Source organism: Nonomuraea solani (assembly GCF_900108335.1).
Taxonomy (GTDB): Bacteria; Actinomycetota; Actinomycetes; order Streptosporangiales; family Streptosporangiaceae; genus Nonomuraea; species Nonomuraea solani.
On the sequence record NZ_FNVT01000037.1, the window covers coordinates 1 to 18,659 of the forward strand.

The following is an 18,659-nucleotide window of genomic DNA, read 5'->3' on the forward strand; positions in this document are numbered from 1 at the left end:
TGGGCTGGCGCGGCAGCCTACGCACCGTCGAACGCTACGTCGCCCAGCTGCGTGAACGGACGGACCCGCCACCGACCGCGCCGACACCCCCGAAACCGCGCAAAGTCACCGGTTGGATCATGTCTGATCCCGACCACCTGACCGCAGGCGCCGCCGTGCAGCTCAAGAACATCCTCGCGCGCTGCCCCGAGTTGCAAGCCACGCGCCATCACGTCGGCAGCTTCGCCAACATGCTCCAGAACCTTGACGGAGCCAGGCCGCCGGCGTGGATCGAGGCCGTCCAGGCCGACGGCCTGCCCGCCCTCCACAGCTTCGCGACCAGCCTCACCCGCGACCAGGCCGCTGTCACCGCCGGACTCACCCTGCCCTGGAGCAACGGCCCCACAGAGGGCACCGTGAACAGACTGAAAATGATCAAGAGAAGCATGTACGGCCGAGCCAACCTCGATCTACTCCGCCGACGAGTCTTGATCATCTGAACTCAACAAGATCAGCGCCAGAGCCAGCAATTGACAGCGCCTCGCGACAAGATCTGTCAGTAACGCACGGGTGGGGGCCCTAGCCGCTTCAGGCAAGAGCATCATCGCCAGCAGCCCGCGAACCTCGGGGTTGTTCGGAAGCAGTTCGGCAAGCGCGCGTCCCAACCAGATTGCCTCTGCCACGAGCTCGTCGCGTCCGCCGTAGCCCTCGTTAAAGATCAGGTAGACGACGGCGAGAACAGCGTCGAGTCGCTCGCGGATCAGGTGATCCGGTGGCACGCGAAACGGGATCCCCGCGTAGACGGAGCGAAAGCGGGAGCGGGGATTGACGCTATCCAGCCGGCGGAAAAGCCCCGCACCCTCACGGTGACTTACCGGCGATGTTGAGGTGCATGTGCGTGTAGTCGAAGGTGATGGCGAACGGCCTGACGAAGTCGTGGCTGAAGTTGGCGATGATGTCGAAGCCGAACTGGCTGGATTGACCGGGCCCGGGCCCCATCGGCGACGACGGACCCGCGATGCCGTCCGCATCGTGCCGGACCGTGTCGCCGAGGCTTATCCGGTCGGGCTTGATCGGGAAGTGCGTTCCTCCGGTGTCCACAGGATGGTCGTAGTCCACCTCGAGTCCCGCACGTTCGGCAATCTCCACGGTCGTGCCGACGCCTGGGCCGAGGCCGCCGGTGTCGAGGGTGATGATCCGTGGCCCGTAGTCGCGGAGGCTGCCCAGCGTGCAGGGAAAGTGGTCGCCGGCCAGCCACAGGGGCACCTGGTCGTATCCGTTCTGCCGGGCCTTCGCCTGAAACCGGCGCAGCTGTGTTCCGGTCTTGCGCCGCAGCACCAGGCTCTTGCCCATGTAGTCCATGGTGGTCAGGAAGTGATAGAACAGCGTCGTCCCGATCGCGCCTGCCGGGCGCGAGCCGTCCGGCGGGCGGGGCATCTCCGGTGTGCCCTCCCCTGTCCACTGGATCGGGATGTTCCTGAGCTCAAGGTCGCCGAGCCGTAGCGAGTCCAGAACGCCCAGGGACAAGGTGATGGGCTGGCTGCCGACGTGCCCCGTCAGTTCGGCGAATGCGCGAAGGCCCAGTTCCTCCGCGACCTCCTGGGTCAAGCCGGCAGTCGCATAGCTGTCGATGAGGAACAGCCGGTTTCGCCCGCCGTTCACCGACGCCTCGACGAATGGCAGAGGGTCGATGGCGTACCAGGGCACTCGTGTGCTCTGCGCGCCGTGCACTTGCCAGGGTGCTCCGTTGATATGGGCGTACTGCTCGGCAAGTGCCTCGTCGCGCTTGCTGCCGGTGCTTCTCAGCAGTGGTATCGCCGGGGCGAGTTGGTCCTGGCGTACGTAACACTCCGCGAGCCGCTGCTTGGAGGCGATGTCACTCGGGGCCAGGTTGACCGCATGGGCCAGGAACCTCTCGGCGATGCCGAACCGATTGGCCAGCAGGGCGATGTATCCCCGCTGAGCCATGGCGTGGGCATTGTCGTGGTCCTCGCGCAGCAGCCGTGCATAGGCGCGATCGGCCCGGTCGAATTCCCCCGCCTTGAAGAGCTGGTCAGCGCTGGTGCCCGTCGAAGCGGCCGCGCTGGTCGACCCGGACCCCAGCACCGGAAGAACCGCACCGGCCGTGACCGCCAGCCCGGCCTGCTGCAGAAATCCACGCCTGTCGACGTTCTCATACGTCATCGCATGCTCCTTGCCGTAGCCCTGTGGTGTGGCCGCCCTTTCTAGCGGCGATGCCCGTGGGGACCCGATGGATGGGAAGGCGGCTCGTCGTGACCGTCCGCCTTGCCGTCCAGGGCGGACCTATCAGTCCTCACCCCGTACAAGGGCAAGGACAAGCCCGAGTCCCAGAAGCAGGCCAACCGCGCTCACGCCAAGCTGCGCGGGCCCGGCGAACGCGCGAATGCCCAGCTGAAGAGCTGGAAGATCCTTCGCAAGCTACGCTGCAGCCCCTCCAAGGCCGGCCACCTGTGCAAGGCCATCGCCGTCCTTCAAAACCACCGCATCGCACAGGCCGCGTGAGGATGAAAAAGGTTCAGTCAATTGGCCCATCAAGAACCTCCCATGCCGGCCTCAGCGGCCTCCTTCTGGCACTTCTCCTGGGCGGCCTTGAAGTCGGGATCCTGGTCCACGTCGCCGTTGATGCGCACCGTGTTGCCCTCAGGGTCCGGGTAGTCTTCCACGCCGTTGTCACGCATGCACTGCGCGACCTTGCGCATCGCCTCGGCCCTCTTGGGATCGCCCCCGTCGGCCCGCTGACCGCTCGGCTGGTGCTGCTTGCAGACCTCCTGGGCCTTCTGCATCGTCTCCTGGGACGTGTCCTTGTCGAGCTTGAACATGACGCCGCCCTGGTTCGGGTCAGGGTCGGGCATGTCGACGCCGTTCTCGCGCATGCACTGGGCGTACTTGAGCATCTTCTCGCGCGGGTCTTCGCTCGGCTTCGCGCTGCTCGCAGCCTGGTTGCCAGTGCCGTTGCCGGTCCTCGACGCCACGTCGGACCCGCCTTCGTCGGCGCCGCAGCCGGCCAGCAGCAGGGTCACCGCGGCCAGGGCGATAAGGACTCGTCCTCGCATGAATGATCTCCTCCGTCGAAGGAACGTCGTTCGAGGGGAGATGCAATCAGAGTGGCCGTTTCCTCAGCGTTTCCACCCTGTCCCGCTCAAAAACACGATTTCGTGCTCTGAGCTGGGGTCTAGCTGCGCGATCAGAGCGGCGGCTGCGACCATCGCAAGGCGTTGTTATCGCTGGTCTACCGGTTGGTGAGGGGCTTGTTCGGCCTGCTGACGGTGCTGGTCCGCTCTGATCGGTCCAAGGACGTTGAGCTGCTGGTGCTCCGTCAGGAGAACCAGGTGCTTCGCCGTCAGCTTGGTGGTCAGCCGCGGTGGGGTCACGTCGACCGGCTCTGGCTCACGGCGTTGTCCCGGCTGATCAGCCGCTGCCGGTGGGCGGAGGTCTTCCCGGTCACCCCAGCGACGATCCTGCGTTGGCACCGCAACCTGGTAGCGCGTAAGTGGACCTTCGCGAGGTTACCGCCATCCGGCGGACTGATGCAGGCGGAACCTCTGGTAGCCTGCGGCGTCGCAGCGCGTCCCGAGATAATCTCCGTTATCTGGCAAGATGGCGATCACCGGCATAGTGCGAGCTGGGCCGCCGTCGTTTGGCGCGGACGCTTCGTTTCCCGGTTATCTGGCAACCCGGCGGATGGTGGAGGTCGGCACGGTGGATCCGGTCATCGCCGAGCAGCTCGGCCGCTCCCACCCGCTCGCCCGGCACCTGGACGACTTCCTCACCGACCTGGCCAACGCCGGGAAATCGGCGCACACCCGGCGCGCCTACCGCGGCGACCTGATCGCCTTCGCCGCCCACCACGGCGAAGAACTTGGTGAGCTGACCGCCGCGCCGGTTCGAGCCTTCCTGGCCGAGCTCGCCGAGCTGTCGCCGGCTAGCCGCAAGCGTAAGCGCGCCGCGATCGCCTCCTTCGCCAAGTGGGCCGTCCGCCACGACCTTCTGGCCGCCAACCCGATGGACCGCATCGGCACCGTCAAGGTGCCCAAGAACCTGCCCCGCCCCGCCGACGTGGCCAAGGTGCTGGCGGTGATCTGCTCACGGCGGCCGCGCAAGGAAACGCCGCTGGACCGGCTGCGGGATCGGGTGCTGTTCGAAACCGCCTACGTCTGCGGCGCCCGCGCCTCCGAAGTCTGCGGCCTGTACGTCGAAGACCTCGACCTGCGCCTGGACGACGAACACGTCCGCATCCACGGCAAGGGCGGCAGCGTACGCACCGTCCTGCTGGACGACCGTGGCTATGTCACCCTGCTCAAGCTCTACCTCGCCCGCGCCGGCTACACCGCCGGGCCATTGTTCCGCGCCTCCATCAACGGCCGCGGCGGTCCGCTGTCCTACGACGCCGCTCACCATCGCCGGCAGAGTTACTGCGCGCAGGCCAGGGTCGAGATCGACATCCACCAGCTGCGGCACGCCCACGCCACCGAACTCATCAACGTCGGCGTCTCCATCAAAGCCGTGCGCCGCCGCCTTGGCCACGCCTCCGCCGAGACCACCCAGCTCTACGCGCTGCTCGACGACAAGGTCGCCGACGCCGAGATTCGGGCCGCGCGACGCCGTCGCGACCGCGCCACCTGACCGGAGGCGGTCCTCGACGACGTCTTCACGATGGACGGTGCGGCAACAGCTCCTGTTCGGCCCGATCAGCAACCAGATCGGTGACCGTGCCTGAGGCGTCGGTGAGACGGACCGACAGACGGGCGCCGTCGCTAGATTCGGTGAACACCAGCAGGGCCTGGTTCCCACCCACCGGTCCCGATCCGAAGGCGTAGGCCGTGCCCTGTAGTTCCCCGGCCGACAGCGCTACCCGGCGGACGTCGGCGTACTCGGTGAGCTCAACCTTGAGCCCTACCAGGCGCAGCAGTTGTGGCGGGGTACTCTCACGCCGCAGGAAGACGTCCGCCGGGCCTGACCAGACGGCTTGCTGCTCAACGCGCACCGGCCACCCCTGCTTGTACATCGCTGCGATCGCGGGTCGCGGGATCGAGATTATCCCGCGTGCTCTCGATCAAGTCGGCGATGCGCCCGACCTCGGTGCCGTCGGCGGTGAAGAGCACATGGTTGAGAGTGAGTTCGCTTTCGTGCAGCTGCCCGTCGTCGAGTTCGACCTGACCGTGAATGGCGACCAGGTCCCGGCGCACGATGGTGTGCAGGTCTACCAGCGGGTGCCTCAGCCGGGCCAGAGGCCCGTCCTGGTCGATGGGCCGCTGCGGGGTGACGACCTCGATGTTGTAATGGCGAGCCTTGCTCGCTGCGGCCTTGGTGAAACCCGAGGCCGAGACCAGCACCAGCCGGTCGGTCGGCACGTCGGCGTGCTTGCCGTGCATCTCCTCCACCCAGGACACGTCGGCCTTGCGGCCCCGGTCGCGGCACTCCACACCGATGCGGATCCGATGGCCGGCCACCTGGGCGGCGAGGAGGACATCGACCTCGCGCGTCTCCCCGGTCGTGCGATCGGGGAGGCCGGCGGATTCGGTGACGACAACGTCCGGATCCAGGTGCGCCTTGACGAAGTAGACGACGGCCTGAAAGTCGTTGGAGCGTGCGGGCACCCGATCACGGTAACCGCCTGGACCGACAGCTCTGCATCGTTGGAGGGGGCAGCGGCGGTGTCGCCATTCTTCTGACTAAATGTGATTGCCCTGCTACTTTCTGCTTATTGGTATCCCGTTGCGGCCGGGAGGTTGCTGTGACCAGACCCGACCCCGAACAGCGGAAAGCCGTCCTGGCCCGGCTGGAGGCCCTGAAGGCTGCCGGGCAACTGAGCACGGAGCACGTGCTGCTCGCGGCCCAAGGGCTGCACCTCAGCGAGCGCACCGTGTGGCGGCATCTCGAGAAGGGTCTGCCGGCCTCGCCGGATTACCGGCTCAGCGAGACCGACCGGGGAGGCCTTCGCCTACTACCGCGGCAACATCGCCGCCGTCCACCGCGCCCGCGCCGCGGCGTTGAGCAAGCAGGACACCATGGGGGCTCCGGTACCGGACTTTCTGGCCTCCGGATGGGCGCAGAGTGCGCCGGTATCGCTGCGCACGCTGCAGCGGGCGTTTCGGCGCGAGCTCACTCCGGCGCAGTTGGCGGCCTGGCGGCGGGGGGAAGAGGGCCGGCGAGCGGCGACCGTGTATTTGACCCGCGCGCCTCCCACCGCAACGAAGTGCGGCGCGTACGCCGCGCACGTCGCCATCGCGGCCGCCCGCCAGGAACTGCTCGTGCTCCCCGTCGCCGACCGCGACCGCATCACCGAACTCATCCACGCCCGCGTTGAACTCGCACGCACCGCGGCGCTCCTGCCCGCCACCGACGCGCACACGCTCCTGCCCGCCCTGACCCGGGCCGCCCAGCGGGTCGAGGCCGCCGCCGACGCCATCGCCCGCCACCCGGCAGCCACGCCGAAGGGGCGGCCGCGTTGATCGCGATGGTGCATCCCGGGCCGCGCTCGCGCACCCGCGACCTGCTGCGCGAACTGTACGGCCCCGGCAAGAGCCGCTACGAGCAGCAAAGCGACCCGCATCTGATCGCCACCCGGGACCCCTTCGAGCCCGACCCGGCACGCACCGACGCGACACTCGACGACCTGGCCACGCACCTCAACCGCCCAGCCGAGCACTACGCCCGCCCGCTGCACCGCTACGTCTGGCACTGCACCGCCCTGACCGCCCGCCACGACCGGCCCCTCACCGACACCACCTGGGCGCAGATCGCCGCCCGCCTCCTCGATGCCGCCGGCATCGCCCCGCTTGGCGACCTCGAAGCCTGCCGGTGGATCGCGCTTCGGCATGCCCACGACCACATCCACCTGGTGGCTACCCTCGCCCGCCAGGACGGACGAATCCCCGAGATGCACGGCAACTGGTACCGAATGCGGGAGACATGCGATCGGATCGAAGCCGAACTCGGGCTACTCCCTGCGCAGGCGTCCCGGACCTGAACCTACAGCGCTCAAGGTCCCACACCGGACCTGAGGCTACGAAGAGTGAGGGATCTTGCTGACACCGGTGTCGCGCCGACTGTCATCCGTTGTCGTTCTCCACTGACATTCCGTGTCGCTCAACAATCGACACACCACCCTCCCTGACGCCGAGCGAGGAGGAGACCCGTCCGCGCCGGCCGTAGGCGATGCGCCGGTGGTGCACAAATTACTCAGGTGTCGTGACCCGACGTCAATGAAAGGGTTTGGGGGCTGCTGCTGTTCGTCGCTGGGCACTCTTGGCATTCGATTCGCCGAGGTGGGCAGGGACGCTGTCATTTGTGGCGAGCATAGGAATCCGCCGGAAGGCCGGAATTTGCGATATGGGAAAAGATCCGCCAATAAATCTGTCAACCCGTGAAGAGTCGCGCCCGCCGGAACGCGTTACACTCCCCATGATCCGCGATGCCGCCCGTCCTGGGAGGAGCGCGTGTACGCCGTTGCCTGGTTCGGGGTGCTCGGCCCGCTGGAGGTGACGGCCGCCGGGCGACCGGTCCCGGTCCTGGGACGCAGCCAGCGCGAGCTGCTGGGGGCGTTGTTGCTGCGCGCCAACGCGCTCGTTCAGGTCGACTTCCTGGTCGAGGACCTGTGGCCGGATCAGCCCCCGCCCACCGCCCGCAGGCAGATCCAGAACACCGTGGGCCGCCTGCGCAGGACGCTCACCGGCGGCGGGGTGCCGTCCGAGACGCTGGAGACCCGGCCGGGCGGCTACTTGCTGCGGGCCTCGCGGGACGAGCTGGATCTGCTGTCCTTCCACTGGCACGTCGAGGAGGGCAGGCGGCTGGCGGGTGCGGGACGCGGCGCCGAGGCCGCCGCCCGGCTGCGTGCCGGGCTGGCGCTGTGGCGTGGCACGCCGCTGGCCGACCTGGACGGCCACTTCGCGGTGGCGCGGGCGCGGCGGCTACAGGAGGACCGGCTCGCCGTACTGGAGGAGTGCCTGGCGCTCGACCTGCGGCTGGGCCGGCACCACGAGGTGGTGGGCGAGCTGGCGGCGCTGGTGGAGGAGCACCCGCTGCGGGAGCAGCCGCGCGCGCTGTTGATGACGGCGCTGCACCGGACGGGGCGCACCGCAGAGGCCCTTGAGGAGTACCGCAGGGCGCGGACGGCGTTCGTGGCCGAACTGGGTCTGGAACCCGGGCCGGAGCTGCGCGAGCTGGAGCGGAGCATTCTGACAGGCACACTCGACCCGCCGCCGGAGCCGTCGGAGCCGCCGGCCGCCGCGCCACCGGCCCGGCGCCGGCCCCGCCAACTTCCGCCGGACATCGCCGACTTCACCGGCAGACAAGAGCTGATCGGCTGGCTGGAGGAGCTGCTGGCCGACGCCGGCGACTCCACGGCCGTCGTGGTCGCGGCCATCGCGGGCCCGGCAGGGGTCGGCAAGACGGCGCTGGCCGTGCACGTGGCGCACCGGCTGTCCGGCACGTTCCGCGACGGACAACTGTACGTGGACCTGGGCGGCGGCCAGGCGCGGCCGGCCGAGCCCGCGGAGGTGCTGGCCCGCTTCCTGCGCGCGCTCGGGGCGCACGGCTCGCAGATCCCCAAGACCCTGGAGGAGCGGACCGAGGAGTACCGCTCGGCGGTGGCCGGGCGGCGCATGCTGGTCGTCCTGGACAACGCGGTGGACGAGGCGCAGGTGCGTCCGCTGGTCCCGGGCGCGCCGGGCTGCTCCGTCCTGGTCACCAGCCGCTCTCACCTGGCCGGGTTACCCGGCGCGCGCCTGGTCGAGCTGAGCGTCCTGGACAGCGCACAGGCGGTGGAGCTGCTGGCGCGCATCGTGAGCGGCGACCGGGTCACGCCGGAGCCGGAGGCCGCCCGCGAACTGGCCCGGCTGTGCGGGCACTTGCCGCTCGCGCTGCGCATCGCGGGGGCGCGGCTGGTGACCCGTCCCGACTGGCCGCTTTCCGAGCTGGCCGGCCGCCTGACCGACGAGCGCCGCCGCCTGGACGAGCTGGCCTACAGCGACCTGGAGGTGCGCGCCGGACTGTCCGTCAGCCTGGGCAGGCTCAGCGCCAGGGCACGGCGGCTGTTCGGCCTGCTGGGCCATCTGTACGCGCCCGAGTTCGCCGCGTGGGTGTGCGCCGCGCTGCTGGACACGACGGCGGCCGGCGCGGCCGCGCTCATCGACGAGCTGACGGACGCCCAGCTCCTCCAGCCGTCGGGCACCGGACGCGGCAGGTACCGGCTGCACGACCTCGTCCGGCTGTTCGCCAGAGAGACCGGCGCCGATGACCCCGGCCCGGCGCTCGCCCGCGCAATGGGCGGCTGGCTGGCGCTGGCGGGGCGCGCCCACATCGCGGTCTCCGGCGGCGACTACGCCACTTTGCACGGCGGGGCGCCGCGCTGGACCAGCGGGCTGCCCGACCTGCCCGACGACCCGCTGGCCTGGTACGACAGCGAGCGGCTCAACCTGATCATGGCGGTGGACCAGGCCGCTGCGGCCGGACTGGACGAGCTGTGCTGGGACCTGGTGAGCAGCACGTACACGCTGTTCCTGACTCGCGGGCACAACGACGACTGGGAGGAGACGCTCAAGGCGGCGCTGGCGTGCACTCGCAGGGCTGGGAACGCGCGAGGCACCGCGACCATGCTCATGGGCCTGGGGTTACTGGGCGCCTACCGGCACGACTACGCCGAGGCGGCCGTGGTGCTGGAGGAGTCGGTGCGCACGTTCCGACAGATCGGCGAGCAGCAGGGCCTGGTGTACGCGCTGGGCGTGGCCGCGCACGTGGACGGCATGATCGGCCGCTATGACGAGGCGGTGGCCTTTCACGAGGAGGCGCTGGAGGCCCACCGCGCCTCGGGCGACCTCGGCGCGGAGGTCCTGCTGCTGCGCTCGCTGGGCCAGCTCCTCGTGGAGATCGGCCGGCTGGAGCGGGCCCGGCCGCACCTGGAGCGGGCCCTGGTGGCGGGCCGCGGCGGCGACCGGCGCGTGCACGCCGAGGTGCTGTACTGGCTCGGCCAGCTCCATCTCGGCGCCGGCGAGGTGGACCAGGCCGAGTCCGACTTCAAGGAGATGCTGGCCATCGCCGAGGACCTCGCCGATCCGCGTGAGGAGGCCGAGGCACGCTACGGGCTCGGCCTCGTCCGGCTCCACACCGGGGCGCTCGGGGCCGCCTCGGGCCTGTTCCGGCAGGCGATGGAGCTGAACCGGCCGCTCGGCGAGCCGCTGACAGACGGCCGGATCAGGACCGCGCTCGCCCTCGTGCACCACAGGCGCAGGGAGTTCCGTCAGGCGATCGGCTACCTGACGGAGGCGATCAGGATCTTCGACGCGATCGACACGCCGCTGTGGCAGGCGAGGTCGTACCGGGCGCTCGGCGACGTGCACGCGGCCCGCGGCGACCGCCCCGCCGCCGACGCGGCCCGCGCCCGCGCCCGCGACCTGTTCACACGGGTCGGCTCTCCGGAGGCCACCGAGGTATAGAAGGCCGGAAATGTCCCTTCTATGAGGGATCTATGACGCGTTCGTCCTAAGCTGCGGGCGCCTGGGGACAGGACGGCACCACCCTCGGCAAGACCCCCTGGCAGTTCCGCCGTCGTCACATCAGGTTCCCGCCCTGGAGGCGCTATGTCCGGGTCGTCGCGTGTCCCGTTCCGGATCCGGGTGATCACCGTCGCCGCGCTGATGCTGGCAGGCATGGGCTTCACCTCCGTCGAACCGGTGGCGGCGGAGCCGCCGCCGCTGGACTGGAGGGCGGCAGCCGACCGGCTGGACAGCGGCGGGGACCCGCCGGCGTCCCCGCCGGTCGAGCGGCCGCGCTCGGCTCCGGCGATCCGCAGCGCCGCCGCGCCGGCGGCCCCGGCGCGGAACCTGCCCGCGGCGGTGTCGGCCGAGGTCACGCTGGGGACAGCCGCCAGTGCCAGGCGCGTGCAGGGCGCGCCGGTCGAGCTGGCCGCGGGCAGCTCGGCGGCCACCGGACGTCGGCTGCGAGTGGAGGTCCTGGACGAGGCGACCGCCGCCCGCGTGGGGGCGTCCGGATTCGTGTTCCGCGTGTCCGGGCAGGGCGGCGCGCCGCTGGGCGAGACGGCGCTGCCGCTCTCGCTGTCGATCGACTACGCCGGATTCGCCGAGCGCTTCGGGGCCGGGTACGCGGGACGGTTACGCCTGGTGGCGCTGCCACCGTGCACACTGGACACCCCGCTACCCGCTGGCTGCGCGGCCCGCGCCACCGTGGTGCCCAGCCACAACGAGCGCGGCAGGTCCCGGCTCATCGCCTCCATCCCTGACCTGACCGCGCTGACGCCGCCGGCGGCCCCGCCCGGGCCCGGCGCTCCCGCGAGAGCGCCCGCCAGGGACGCCCGCGAGGCGGTGCTCGCGGTGACGGCCGCCCCCGAGGGCGAGGAGGGCTCCTACAAGGCCACTCCCCTGTCGCTGTCCGGTGACTGGCAGGTCAGCACCGGTTCTGGCGAGTTCGCCTACACCTACGACGTGCCGCTGCCGGCGGCGCCCGCCGGCCCCACCCCGAAGGTCGGCCTGCGCTACTCCTCCGGCGCGGTGGACGGCCTGGTATCGGGCAAGAACACCCAGGGCGGGCCGGTCGGGGTCGGCTGGGCCGACCTCGCGGACTCCTTCGTCGAGCGCCGCTACAACTCCTGCCTGGACGACGGGCAGGTGTATGCGGACCTGTGCTGGAAGTCCGACAACGCGACCATCTCGCTGAACGGCCACGCGGCCGAGCTGGTGCCCATGGCCGGCACCAGCCCCCGGCAGTGGCGGCTGAAGAACGACCCGCGCTGGAAGGTCGAGCAGCTCACCGGCGCCGACAACGGTGACGCCGACGGCGAGCACTGGAAGGTCACCACCCCCGACGGCGTCCAGTACCTCTTCGGTCGCGGCGTCAACCCCGACACCGGCCAGCGGACCGACTCCGTATGGACGGTGCCGGTGTTCGGCGACGACGCCGGCGAGCCGTGCCACACCGCCGGCCCAGTCCCGTGGTGCGCGCAGGCGTGGCGGTGGAACCTGGACCTCGTCATCGACCCCCACGACAACGTGCAGCAGCGGGAGTATGCCAAGGAGACCGGCCACTACGCGGCGCTGAACGGCTGGCCGGGGCTGGAGCACACCGAGTACGTGCGCTCCGGCGCGCTCAAGACGATCAAGTACGGCATGCGCCGCGCGTCCGGGGAGACCGACCCGGCGACGAAGGTGGAATTCACCACCCGGTACCGCTGCCTGGACCTCGACGACGAGTGCCCTGCGCCGACGGTGGCGACGGCGGCCTCCTACCCGGACACGCCGGTGGACCTGATGTGTTTCACCGCGGTCTGCTCGCAGCACAGCCCGACGTTCTTCACCGCCCTGCGCTACAGCCAGGTCACGACGTACGTCGACGACAACGGGTTCGTCAAGGTCGACACCGTACGGCTCGCGCACGGCCTGCCCGACCCGGACCCGAACCGTCCCGGCGACCGCAAGCTGTACCTGAACTCAGTCCAGCGCACCGGCCACAGCGTGCCGACGCCGCTGACCCTGCCGCCGGTGACGTTCTGGCCGGTCGCCCTGACCAACCGGGCCGACACGGCGAGCGGGTCGCCGGCGATGCCGCACTACCGAATCGCGATCGTCACCAACGAGTACGGCGGCGAGGTCCACGTGACGTACGGGCAGCCGCACCCGTGCCCGGCCACTATCCCGGACCCGCCGAACTGGCACCTGAACACGCGGGACTGCTTCCCCCACTGGCACGCGCCGGAGGGCGGCGCCGCCGGCTTCGCCATCTTCCACAAGTACCTCGTCACCCGCGTCGAGCAGCGCGACCCCCTCGGCAGCGGACGGACGATGGCGACCACCTACCAGTACGGGGACCAGGTGCAGGCCGGCATGCCCGGCGGCGCGTGGCACCACGACCGCGACGAGTTCGTTCCCAATGCCCGCCAGACCTGGTCCGAGTGGCGCGGGTACGCCGACGTCCAGGTCACGCAGGGCACCAGCCGTACCCGGTACCGCCTGTTCCGGGGCATGAACGGGGACCGGCTGGCCGGGGACGCCTTCCCCGGCCCTGGGTCCCGGGTCGTGACCACGTCCAGCCTGGACGGCACCGTCACCGGGGGCCGGGACGAGAACTGGCTCGCCGGCCAGATCCTGGACGAGCAGTCGTCGCGCTCCAACGGCACCGTCGAGTCGGGCACCGTGCGCGGCTACCACGCCCACCGCACCGTTGACGCCGCCGGGCCGGACCCGCTGGACGACGCCTGGTTCGTCGCACCCGCCGACACCGTCACCCGGCTGCGCAACCCCGCCGACGGCGGCTACCTCCGCAAGCGCGCCCAGACCCTCTACAACGGCCTCCTTGGCACGCCGGACAAGCTGATCGAGTACGGCTGGACCCACGTCACCGGCGACGAGCGCTGCACCTGGACGGTGCCGGTGGTCAACGCCGACAAGTGGATGCTGGACTTCCCGGGCTCGGTGACCCGCTACTCCGGCACCACCTGCGACGGGGCAGAGATCGCCCGGGAGGAGTACGCCTACGACGGCGGCGCGTTCGGCACCGCGCCCACGGCCAGGGGCGACCGTACCGGCTCGCGGGTGAAGCTCACCTCGGCGGGGGCGTGGGCCGCGACCGCCACGACTTACGACGCGCTGGGCCGCCCGCTCCAGGAGACCGACCCGAACGGGCACAGGACCAGGACGTCCTATGCCCCCGGCATCGGATATCCGGCGAGCACCGCGGTCACGAACCACCTGGGCCACGTCACGACCACCACCTGGCTCCGGCCCCGGCAGGCGCCCGCGATCGAGACCGACCCGCGCGGCAAGAAGACCGTCGTCGGCTACGACGCGCTCGGCCGCATCGACACGGTGCACCTGCCGACCGAGCAGGGGGCCGGAGCACCCGCGTCCTACCAGTTCGGCTACGTCATCGACCCCAACAAGATCAAGCCTCCGGTGGTCCGCACCCGCCGCCTCCAGGACACCGTCGGCGGGACGCCCCGCTACCTCGACACCTGGACCGTGCAGGACGGCTGGCTGCGCGAGCGGCAGAACCATACGCTCTCGCCCGAGGCCGGCAAGGTCATCGTGTCCGACACCGCCTACGACGACCGCGGCCTGGTCGCCGCCGTGACGTTCCCGCAGGCGCTGTCCGGCGCGGCGGGCCAGAACGTCCTGGCCGCGCCCGCGGGGGGCTGGGCCAACGAGACCAGTGTCGCCTACGACGAGCTGCGCCGGCCCATCTGGGAGATCACCCGGACCACGGGCGCCTACCGGCGCTCCATCGTCGTGGAGTACACGCACGACACGGTCAAGACGACCCCGGACCCGCCCGCGGGCGGCATCGTCCGCAGCACGAGGGACGCCTACGACCGCGCCGTCAGGATCGAGGAGCTCGAGGGCACGGCGTGGCGGCCGACCGTTTACGGCTACGACGCGGCCGACCGGCTCGTCTCGGTCAGGGACCCGGCGGGCAACACGATCACCAACACCTACGACCTGGGCGGCCGCAGGGTCGCGATGAACGACCCGGACATGGGCTCCTGGACCTACGCCTACGACGCCGCCGGCAACCAGACCCGGGCCACCAGCGCGACCGGCACCCAGGTCCATACCGGCTACGACGCGCTGAACCGCATCACCGAGCGCCGCAAGGACTCTCCCACCGGCCCGCTCCTGGCCAGTTGGGCCTACGACGCGTCCGGCGAGCGGGGCCTGTTCGACAAGTCCACCCGCCACGACTCCAGCGGCGACTGGGCCGTCGACGTCACCGGCTACGACGACCGCGCTCGCCCCACCGGGCGGACCTGGACCGTCCCGAGTGGGATCAGCGGCTTGTCCGGCTCCTACACCGTGGGCTACGGCTACGACGGCGCGGACCATCGAACCCGGATCACCTACCCGGCGGTGGGCGGCCTGCCCTCCGAGACCGTGACCACGACGTACGACGCGCTCGGTCTGGCCGGCACGATGACCGGCGCCGAGGAGTACGTCTGGGGCGCCGCCTACGACAACCGCATGCGGCCCACTTGGCTGCTGTCGGGTTCGCGGTCGGTGCCGTTCAGCCGGCTCTTCGACTACGACGCCGACCAGCGCCTGTCACGCCTGCGCGCCGGCGGCGGCAGCAGCGTGGCCCAGGACGTACGGCTCGCCTATGACGCCACCTTCGGCCACGTCACCGAACGCGACACCACGCTGAACGGGCAGTCCTGGCGGGAGTGCTTCGACCACGACGACCTCCAGCGCCTGACCCGGGCCTTCACCACGACCGGCGCCTGCGCCGGCGGCGCACCCGGCACCGGTCCCCGCCCCTACGACCACACCTACGCCCACAGCGCCGACGGCAACCTGACGCGGCGGGTCGAGGGCGCCTCCACCATCACCTACAGCTACCCCGCCGCGGGCTCCGCCCGCCCGCACGCGCCCACCGCGGCCGGGTCCGGCTCCTACACCTGGAACGCCAACGGTGACCTGGTCACCCGCACCGCGGGCGGTAAGACCGAGACCTTCACCTGGAGCGCCGAACGCCTGCTGACCAGGGTCGACGATCCCGGTGGCGACACTTCGTTCGTCTACGACGCCGACGGGACCCGGCTGCTGCGCCGCGGCCCCACCGGCACGACCCTCTACATCGAGGACCACGAGATCACCCACGCGGCCTCCGCGCCCACCCTGGCAGCCACGGGGACCACCAAGGCGACCCGCACCTACTCCTTCGCCAGCATGACCACGGCGGTGCGCACCACCGGCGGCGTCGAATACGTGGCCACCGACAACCAGGGTTCGATCCGGCTCACGATGCCGTCCGGGGCGACGACGCCGGCCCAGGCACGCTCCTACCAGCCGTACGGCAAGCCCCTCGGCACCGCGGAGACCGGCACCGACCGCGGCTGGATCGGCCAGATCGAAGACGAGAGCACAGGCCTGAACCACCTCAACGCCCGCTACTACGACCCCGTTCTGGCCCGGTTCATCTCTCCTGACCCCTTCGCCGACCTCACCCAGCCACAGAGCCTCAACCCCTACGCCTACGGCCGGAACAACCCGACGTCCCTGTCCGACCCCACCGGGCTGCAGGCGCAGGACGACGAGATCACCGACGAGGAGGTCGTCGACGCCTTCGTCTGCGCGGGCGGCGGCTGCGCGGTCGAGGCGAGCACGCCCACCGAGGCCGTGCTCATCGACGAGTACTGCGCGATGGCGGGAGAGCCCTGTCACTCCCTGACGCCGGCGCACTTCATCAAGATGATCGGGGACCTGTTCGCCGCGCCCGCCGCGCTCGCGGACATCTTCGTGGGCGACTGGGTGGACTGCGCCACGGGTGGCGACCTGTGGTCCAGCGCCTGCGGGTGGACGCTGCTCGACGTCATCCCCGTACGGAAGATCGTGGACGCGATCGGCGCGGTCACCTCGCTGCGCCCGGCCGCGAACGTGGCGGAGGAAGGCGCGGAGGCGGCCGGCGCCGCCGACGAGGCGGCCGAGCTGAGGCCCTACGGAGGCCGCGGCGGAGGCCACCATGTACTCGCGAAGAGCGCCTTCCAGGATAAGCCGAATAACGTTGTCGCGCAGAATTACGACGAGCTCACCGCCCTGGCCATGCCCAACTCGGAACTCGCCCGCTTCGGCATAAATCACTGGAGGCTCTCGGGCACCCAGCAGACCCGCTACAGGAACTTCGCCGCCAGGGGACAACCCCTCACCTGGAGCGACATGGCTAGGATCGAGACAGAGGCTCTGGTCGCCCACGGCATGCCCGAGGGCATCGCCCGGGCAACTGTAGACGAGGCGATCGCCGATCTCCAAAGGGCCGGCGTCAGCGGGCCGATACGCACTCCATGGGGAGGATGACATGCCCGACAGCGCCGTCGAGGAGTTCGCCCGGCTTCTCCTCGAACACGTCAGAGATGCCGCGATCCGCGACTGCGACCAGGACCTGAGCCCGGCCCCCGGTACGGTCACCGCCCCGCGCTGGCCCCAGGCTCGCACCGAGGAGGACGTCGCGCTGGTCCGCGCGGTCATCCCTGACTGCGTGGACGCGGCGGTCAGCCGCCTGCTGCTGGCCATCGACCAGGGCCTGCTCCGCCTGTCCTACACCGACGAGAGCGGACGCCGCGTCGATCTGCCCGAGACGGGCATGGGCGAGCTCACGGGCTGGTACATGGGGGGCAGCGACGGCTGGCGCGCCCAGTACTCGGCCGAACGTTTCGTCGACGACTACAGCGACCTCTGATCACCACGGTCCGACATCCCGTGAAGCCCGAAATCGAGCAGGACTTTCCCGGTTTCGTCAAGTGCAACCTGGGTGAGGGATCCTCGAGGCTGGCGCTCTACGAATGGGAGGCAGCGGCACAGGACGCAGGCGTCTGTCCGGAGGGCTCCAGGTTCCGCAGATCTCGCTCCTCAGCCCCTGTGCCCGGACCCGATCTCGGCGGTGTACACGGCTCCACGTACTGGCTGGTCAGGAACCGGGTGATCCCGTGGAGGCGATCGCCGGCGAGCGTCAGCACGATCAACCCGGCGGGTTGTGCGACAGCGCCGGCGAGGTGGTGACAGGTGAAGGCCGGCTGGCCGTTGGCGCGGGTGGGACTCAGCCGTAGGCGCAGGTCCCCGCGCCAGGCGGCGCTCCTCCGCCGATCCCGGTGCGGGCGGTCTGCCGGGCACCTCGTCGCGGTGCCGGTCGAGCGAGATCCGGGCCCGCTGGAGCAGCCCTTTGACAGCGGTCGGTGTGGTGCCGAGCATGGGCGCGACCTCACCAAGCGGGTAGCCGAGCACGTCGCACAGCACCACTACGGCAGCCTGCCGCGGCGGGATCCGCTGCAGCGCGGCCACGAACGCCAGCTCGACCGCCTCCCGCGCCGCGTACCGCGCCTCGGGCCCGGGCTCCGCATCCCGCACCTGCTCCAGCAGCTCATCCGGGTACGGCTGCAGCCACGTCACATCACCGTGGCGGCTGGGCTCCGGCGGCTGGAACGGCGGGGTGGGAGCAAGTGGGATCCGCCGGCCGCGGTCGCGTAGCGCGTTCAGGCAACGGTTGGTGGCGATGCGGTAAAGCCACGAACGCACCGACGCGCGCCCCTCGAAACCGTCCAGGCCGCGCCAGGCCGCCAGGAGCGTCTCCTGCAGCAGGTCTTCCGCGTCGGTCAGCGAGCCCAGCAGGCGGTAGCAGTGCAGCAGCAGCTCATGCCGGTACACCTCAACCAGCTCGTCGAATGCGATTTTCGCCAAGACCGTTCCGTTCCGCGGCTCCCCGGTGTCGTAACGAACAACACTGAAAGGGGAAATATCATGACCAGCCCAGCATTGCAGATCGCGTTGGCCCACCACCGCGCCTGGACCGGCAAGGACCTCGACCTGGCGATGACCTACATCGCCGACGACGTCGTGTGCGACGCCCCGGCGGGGCGGATCGACGGCATCCAGGCGTACCGGGAGTTCCTCGGGCCTTTCGCCCAGCAGCTCCTCATCAGGGCGGAGCTGATCGCCGCGTTCGGGGATGAGAGCACAGCCCTGATCATGTACGACACCGAAACGATCCCCGCCAAGAGCGCACCGGCCGCCGAATGCGTCACCGTCCGCGACGGGAAGATCGTCTACAACCGGTTCCTGTTCGACCGCACGCCGTTCGAAGAGTTCCGCCGCCGACAGTGACCGATGTGCTTATCCGTGGTGGGCGGCGATCGTGCGGGGCACCTGGCTCTCGGTGCCGGGCTTCAC

14 protein-coding genes and 1 pseudogene are annotated in these 18,659 nt (G+C 70.4%); 9 read left to right on the forward strand and 6 right to left on the reverse strand.

Going from position 1 to position 18,659, the window contains the following annotated elements; all coding sequences use genetic code 11:
* On the forward strand, positions 1 to 479 hold a 479-nt coding region (locus C4V41_RS56975), incomplete at its 5' end, for a transposase (RefSeq protein ID WP_235031032.1).
* Here the strand turns inward: C4V41_RS56975 and C4V41_RS65995 are convergent.
* Together C4V41_RS65995 and C4V41_RS56985 are read right to left on the reverse strand one after the other, a co-directional pair.
* A complete protein-coding gene (locus C4V41_RS65995) occupies positions 450 to 758 on the reverse strand; it encodes a DUF6596 domain-containing protein (RefSeq protein WP_200824968.1) in 309 nt (102 codons plus the stop codon). The genes C4V41_RS56975 and C4V41_RS65995 overlap by 30 nt on opposite strands.
* A gap of 82 nt (positions 759 to 840) precedes the next feature.
* On the reverse strand, positions 841 to 2,163 hold the full coding sequence (locus C4V41_RS56985) for an aspartyl protease family protein (protein WP_103964423.1): 1,323 nt from the start codon (positions 2,161 to 2,163) through the stop codon (positions 841 to 843).
* 117 nt (positions 2,164 to 2,280) lie between these two features.
* Between C4V41_RS56985 and C4V41_RS56990 the strand changes: the two are divergent.
* A pseudogene (locus C4V41_RS56990) lies at positions 2,281 to 2,502 on the forward strand (transposase family protein); the annotation flags it as partial.
* A gap of 29 nt (positions 2,503 to 2,531) precedes the next feature.
* Here C4V41_RS56990 and C4V41_RS56995 read toward each other — a convergent pair.
* Positions 2,532 to 3,053: a hypothetical protein gene (locus tag C4V41_RS56995; protein ID WP_146104215.1), complete on the reverse strand. Its 522-nt coding sequence runs from the start codon at positions 3,051 to 3,053 to the stop codon at positions 2,532 to 2,534.
* A 646-nt stretch (positions 3,054 to 3,699) separates the two neighbouring features.
* On the opposite strand from C4V41_RS56995, the gene C4V41_RS57000 reads away from it, so the two are divergent.
* Positions 3,700 to 4,623, forward strand: a complete 924-nt coding sequence (locus tag C4V41_RS57000; RefSeq protein ID WP_235031033.1) for a tyrosine-type recombinase/integrase — start codon at positions 3,700 to 3,702, stop codon at positions 4,621 to 4,623.
* 25 nt (positions 4,624 to 4,648) lie between these two features.
* Here the strand turns inward: C4V41_RS57000 and C4V41_RS57005 are convergent, their stop codons facing one another.
* Complete coding sequence (locus C4V41_RS57005; protein WP_103964426.1) at positions 4,649 to 5,005, reverse strand: hypothetical protein; 357 nt, start codon at positions 5,003 to 5,005, stop codon at positions 4,649 to 4,651.
* Complete coding sequence (locus C4V41_RS57010) at positions 4,974 to 5,597, reverse strand: restriction endonuclease (protein WP_103964427.1); 624 nt, start codon at positions 5,595 to 5,597, stop codon at positions 4,974 to 4,976. Before C4V41_RS57010 ends, C4V41_RS57005 begins: the two co-directional genes overlap by 32 nt.
* 411 nt (positions 5,598 to 6,008) lie before the next feature.
* Here C4V41_RS57010 and C4V41_RS61430 point away from each other — a divergent pair, with 411 nt between their 5' ends.
* The 5 genes from C4V41_RS61430 (at position 6,009) to C4V41_RS57035 (ending at position 17,175) form a co-directional block, all read left to right on the forward strand.
* A complete protein-coding gene (locus C4V41_RS61430; RefSeq protein ID WP_146104216.1) occupies positions 6,009 to 6,452 on the forward strand; it encodes a hypothetical protein in 444 nt (147 codons plus the stop codon).
* Positions 6,453 to 6,457: 5 nt separating this feature from the next.
* Positions 6,458 to 6,970 carry a relaxase/mobilization nuclease domain-containing protein gene (locus C4V41_RS57020; RefSeq protein ID WP_103964429.1) on the forward strand — a complete coding sequence of 171 codons (513 nt, stop codon included), beginning with the start codon at positions 6,458 to 6,460 and terminating at the stop codon, positions 6,968 to 6,970.
* Between the two features lie 469 nt (positions 6,971 to 7,439).
* Positions 7,440 to 10,433, forward strand: coding sequence for an AfsR/SARP family transcriptional regulator (locus tag C4V41_RS57025; protein ID WP_103964430.1), 2,994 nt, complete (start codon positions 7,440 to 7,442; stop codon positions 10,431 to 10,433).
* A 144-nt stretch (positions 10,434 to 10,577) separates the two neighbouring features.
* Positions 10,578 to 16,793, forward strand: a complete 6,216-nt coding sequence (locus C4V41_RS57030) for an RHS repeat domain-containing protein (RefSeq protein ID WP_103964431.1) — start codon at positions 10,578 to 10,580, stop codon at positions 16,791 to 16,793.
* A 1-nt stretch (position 16,794) separates the two neighbouring features.
* On the forward strand, positions 16,795 to 17,175 hold the full coding sequence (locus C4V41_RS57035) for a hypothetical protein (protein ID WP_103964432.1): 381 nt from the start codon (positions 16,795 to 16,797) through the stop codon (positions 17,173 to 17,175).
* A 170-nt stretch (positions 17,176 to 17,345) separates the two neighbouring features.
* On the opposite strand, the gene C4V41_RS57040 is transcribed toward C4V41_RS57035, so the two are convergent.
* Positions 17,346 to 18,170, reverse strand: coding sequence for an RNA polymerase subunit sigma-70 (locus C4V41_RS57040; protein WP_200824969.1), 825 nt, complete (start codon positions 18,168 to 18,170; stop codon positions 17,346 to 17,348).
* 60 nt (positions 18,171 to 18,230) lie between these two features.
* Here C4V41_RS57040 and C4V41_RS57045 point away from each other — a divergent pair, with 60 nt between their 5' ends.
* Complete coding sequence (locus C4V41_RS57045; RefSeq protein WP_103964433.1) at positions 18,231 to 18,593, forward strand: nuclear transport factor 2 family protein; 363 nt, start codon at positions 18,231 to 18,233, stop codon at positions 18,591 to 18,593.
* Positions 18,594 to 18,659: the final 66 nt, after the last annotated feature.

What these genes read in the sequence shown, in the direction of transcription:
- C4V41_RS57030 (WP_103964431.1), top strand. Translation starts at nt 10,578, where the DNA reads ATGTCCGGGTCGTCGCGTGTCCCGTTCCGGATCCGGGTGATCACCGTC.
- C4V41_RS56985 (WP_103964423.1), bottom strand. Translation starts at nt 2,163, where the DNA reads ATGACGTATGAGAACGTCGACAGGCGTGGATTTCTGCAGCAGGCCGGG.
- C4V41_RS57005 (WP_103964426.1), bottom strand. Translation starts at nt 5,005, where the DNA reads ATGTACAAGCAGGGGTGGCCGGTGCGCGTTGAGCAGCAAGCCGTCTGG.
- C4V41_RS57035 (WP_103964432.1), top strand. Translation starts at nt 16,795, where the DNA reads ATGCCCGACAGCGCCGTCGAGGAGTTCGCCCGGCTTCTCCTCGAACAC.
- C4V41_RS57045 (WP_103964433.1), top strand. Translation starts at nt 18,231, where the DNA reads ATGACCAGCCCAGCATTGCAGATCGCGTTGGCCCACCACCGCGCCTGG.
- C4V41_RS61430 (WP_146104216.1), top strand. Translation starts at nt 6,009, where the DNA reads ATGGGGGCTCCGGTACCGGACTTTCTGGCCTCCGGATGGGCGCAGAGT.
- C4V41_RS57020 (WP_103964429.1), top strand. Translation starts at nt 6,458, where the DNA reads ATGGTGCATCCCGGGCCGCGCTCGCGCACCCGCGACCTGCTGCGCGAA.
- C4V41_RS56995 (WP_146104215.1), bottom strand. Translation starts at nt 3,053, where the DNA reads ATGCGAGGACGAGTCCTTATCGCCCTGGCCGCGGTGACCCTGCTGCTG.